General features: G+C 48.6%; 5 protein-coding genes. All 5 read left to right on the top strand.

Annotated features, from left to right (window positions below; all coding sequences use genetic code 11):
- The first annotated feature begins 13 nt into the window (after positions 1-13).
- The 5 genes from rpmG (at position 14) to scpB (ending at position 3,959) form a co-directional block, all read left to right on the top strand.
- Positions 14-208: a 50S ribosomal protein L33 gene (rpmG, locus tag RMO35_RS15045; protein ID WP_309736890.1), complete on the top strand. Its 195-nt coding sequence runs from the start codon at positions 14-16 to the stop codon at positions 206-208.
- A 169-nt stretch (positions 209-377) separates the two neighbouring features.
- Positions 378-593, top strand: a complete 216-nt coding sequence (gene rpsR, locus RMO35_RS15040) for a 30S ribosomal protein S18 (protein WP_309742142.1) — start codon at positions 378-380, stop codon at positions 591-593.
- A 225-nt stretch (positions 594-818) separates the two neighbouring features.
- Positions 819-2,834: a ribonuclease R gene (locus tag RMO35_RS15035; protein ID WP_309742141.1), complete on the top strand. Its 2,016-nt coding sequence runs from the start codon at positions 819-821 to the stop codon at positions 2,832-2,834.
- A gap of 15 nt (positions 2,835-2,849) precedes the next feature.
- On the top strand, positions 2,850-3,116 hold the full coding sequence (locus tag RMO35_RS15030; protein WP_309742140.1) for a TIGR02450 family Trp-rich protein: 267 nt from the start codon (positions 2,850-2,852) through the stop codon (positions 3,114-3,116).
- Positions 3,117-3,344: 228 nt separating this feature from the next.
- Positions 3,345-3,959, top strand: a complete 615-nt coding sequence (gene scpB, locus RMO35_RS15025) for an SMC-Scp complex subunit ScpB (protein ID WP_309742139.1) — start codon at positions 3,345-3,347, stop codon at positions 3,957-3,959.
- The last annotated feature ends 115 nt before the right edge of the window (positions 3,960-4,074 follow it).

Raw genomic sequence — 4,074 nt, 5'->3', positions numbered from 1 at the left:
GTCTGTAAAGAGTATGGCAGCCAAAAAGGGCGTTCGTATTATCATCACATTGGAATGCACCGAGTGTCGTAGCAATCTTGCGAAACGTTCGCCCGGTGTCTCCCGTTACACTACAATGAAAAACCGCCGGAACACTACCGCCCGGTTGGAATTGAGCAAGTTCTGTCGCTACTGCAACAAGCACACGACACATAAAGAGATCAAATAACGGTGGCTAGTTATCTCGATCGAAGGGGAGAGGGTAATGGGTAATGGGTAATAGGTAATGGGTAAATAAATTTTCACCTTTTGCTACTGCTCTTGATACTGCCGAACCGATCCATCCCCATCGAGCCATAACGATTCACTATCCACTATTCACTAACCACTAAAAACACATGGCTTATTTTCGCAAACGGTTATCACCGATCAAACCTGGAGATCCGATCGATTACAAAGACGTAGACTTACTACGGAAGTTTGTCACCGAACGTGGCAAGATCCTACCTCGGAGAATTACTGGTTTAACCGCCAAGCAACAAAGAGATATGACCCTCTCGATTAAGCGCTCGCGCCAAATCGCGTTGATGCCATTTATCAACGTCGAAGGCTAACCAGTCAGGAATGAGGAATGAGGGTTGCTAGTGGCTTCAAGTTTCCAGCAAACTTCATATCTTCACATTCCTAGTCTCCTAGCCACGATCGTCAATTCACCGTAAACTAGAAAAAAAGCATATTTTTATCGATCGGGCAGCCTTGAGGATTCGCCAGAGTCCAGCCGAAATCGATGACAACCACATAACACGTAACGACGCACCGTTACAAAGGAAGAAATAGGGGTGGAGAAGGGAACTCTAGTTGAATTTTGGCACAATGGAGACCGCCGTCTAGCAATAGCCGACCGTCCAGAAGGAAAAAAACACTGGATCGCGATCGATGCTCGGACACAACCACATACGTTACATCCCCGCGATGTTACTTATGAAGTAGCTGGGATTAGCTACAGCAAGCCCGCCCAAATCGATGGTTTTTTAGCTGAAGTTGCCCCAAATATCGATCCTGAGAGTTTAGAAGTAGCTTGGGAAATGTTGGTAGCAGATGGGGAAATAGTCGATCCGCCCACTTTGGCAGATTTGCTATATTCCGATCGGACACCAGCACTTTGTTATGCGGCTCACGTCTTGCTCTCAGAAGACAAGATTTATTTTAAGAACAAGAAAGAAGACAAGTACGAACCCCGCAGTCGCACTCAAGTTACTGAACTCCAGCATCAAGCCACCATTAAAGGGCAAAAAGAGCGGGAACAGCAGGGATTTATCGATCGAGTGCGACAGCAATTAGCCGGGACGCCTGTAGAGTGGGAAGAGACTGACAAGCAGCGGCTCGAAGTCCTAGAGAAGTACGTTCTCAACCCAGATCTACCACCGCAAAAACTGGGTGAATACCTCACAGCTCTCAACCGCACCCAATCTCAGTCATCGGTATTCGCGCTCCTAGTCGAACTGGGTTGGTGGAGCATCCATGAAAATATCCATCTGCGTCGCGCTCAGACTCCAGTTCACTTCTCACACAAGATGCAAACAGTGGCGCATGAATTATTAACTAATCCACCTGTCGATCTCGACGCAGCCCACCGCCGCGATCTTACCCATCTGAAAGTCTATACGATCGATGATGAAAGTACTCAGGAAATCGATGATGGCTTGAGTGTGGAAATGTTGCCAGATGGTCGTCAAAAGCTGTGGGTACACATCGCCGATCCGACGCGATTATTATATCCTGGGGATGAATTCGATCTCGAAGCGCGGAAAAGATCGGTCACTATTTATCTCCCCACGGGGATGATTCCGATGTTTCCGCCCGACCTGGCTACTGGCCCAATGAGCCTCAGACAGGGGAAAAAATGCTGTGCCTTAAGTTTTGGGGTGATCCTCGATGACAATGGCGCAGCGAGCGAATATGAGATAACTCCGAGTACGATCGAGCCGACCTATCGACTGACTTATGAAGATGTCGAGGAGATGTTGCAGTTGCGAATTCCCGGCGAGATGGAAGTCGAATCCCTTGCCAAAGCTGCCAAACTTCGCAACCAGTGGCGCACCTCCCAAGGGTCGATTAATATCAATATGCCCGAGTCTACCATTAAGGTTAACGGCGATGAAGTCTCGATCGATTTGATCGAAGACAATCGCGCCCGCCGCTTGGTAGCCGAAATGATGATCTTAGCTGGTGAAGTCGCGGCTAAATACGGGCAAGATAACTCGATTCCCTTACCCTATCGCGGACAACCCCAGCCCGAACTCCCACCCGAAGAAGAACTGATCCTCATTCCAGTCGGCCCTGCACGCTCCTGTGCCATCCGGCGCTGTATGCCTCGGAGTGAAATGGCAACCACCCCATCTCGACACGCTAGCTTGGGTTTAAACACCTATTCACAAGTCACATCCCCCATCCGCCGCTATACAGACTTACTGGCGCACTATCAAATCAAAGCCCACCTGCGCGGCGATGAGTTGCCGTTTACGGTCGAACGCTTGCAGGAAATCATGCTGGCGTTGGGTACCAATATCTACGAAGCGATTATGGTCGAACGTCAAACCAATCGCTACTGGACTTTAGAATACCTCAATCGATCGGGCGATCGCGAATGGGACGCGATCTTCTTGCGGTGGTTGCGGGAAGATGAGAGTCTGGCGCTGATTATGATCGAAGAATTGGGGATTGAGTTAGCGATGAAGTTCAATCGCTGGATAGCGGCGGGCGAACAGATTCAGGTCCAAGTTGCGCTAGTCGATTCGCGTCAAGATATCATCCATCTGCGCGAAATTACCCCTCACTCAGCCGAGTCCGCATAAATTTAGTTAGGAGTCATGGCAAAAAAACAGAAATTCCCACATTTACTCGGCTCAAAATGGACGGCTACTCAGAAAATGTGGGGCTGGCGACATTTTCAAGTCGTCAATCGCAAACATGATGGTAAGTGGGTATTTGCCGAAATGGTCTCATCGTGCGATCCTAGTATCAGATTTTGGATCAATGCCCAAGCGATGAAAGATACCAGCCAATGGAAACCCGGTTGGCAATCTCTAGAAGAAATGGGATTAGATACTAACGATGAGTTGGTGCTAATAGAGTAAGATTGAGTTTGTTCGGATGAGCAGGCTCGATCGAGTTTGATGACGTCATAATCAATTGTTTAAAACATCGATAGCGATCGATTCCAGCCTAAAATATTCCTTAAACATTGCATCGATCGTAGATGGTGGGCAGTGCCCACCCTACAAAATGCTTACTACTAAAACCTAAAACCTAAAGCCTAAAGCCTATTCTCTCTCCCCCTTCCCCTATTCCCTATCCCCTAAAGAATGTTTCGTCTCGCCAGTCAAATCGAAGCCATCTTGTACCTCAAGGGACAAGCCCTAGATTTAGCATTTATTGCTGAATGTGCTGGGTGCGATCGCGATGCAGCGGAAACGGCGATGATGGAGTTGATGGATGATTATGCCCATCGAGATAGTGCGCTGGAAGTAGTCGAAACCCCCCAGGGTTATACACTTCAGTTGCGCGGTTCGTTCCAAGCTTTGATCGATAAAATGATTCCCGCTGAAATCGGGACGGGTGCGCTGCGAACTCTAGCCGCGATCGCGATTAAAGGCTCGATTTCTCAAACAGATCTGGTAGAATTGCGCGGTAGTGGTGCCTATCAACACGTCCAAGAATTAGTAGAAGTTGGCTTCGTTCGCAAACGTCGTCAGTCGGGCAGTCGTTCCTCACTAATTCAAGTCACTGATAAATTTCACCGTACTTACGAAATCAACGACTTAGCAGCTTTGCAAGTAGCCGCTGCTAAGATCTCATCGACCGACGAGAGCGAGCTGGAACCACTCTCCCCAATCGCTGCAACCGACGAGATTGAATCGCGAAGCCCCCTCACAATCGATAGCCCTGACGGGGTGGATCTCACTACTCAATCTGTCTGAGTCACAGCGAATTAGCCGCCTACTCATCTCGCCGTAATCTGAAAATTTAGAGCTAGTGAATGCGGATAACCGTTCTCAGGGCATACTAACAGCAGGGATTCGATCGCTGCTAACC

The organism is Chamaesiphon sp. OTE_20_metabat_361, assembly GCF_031364565.1.
Note: the sequence above shows the minus strand (reverse complement) of the source record. Positions and strands in the feature narration are given on the sequence as shown.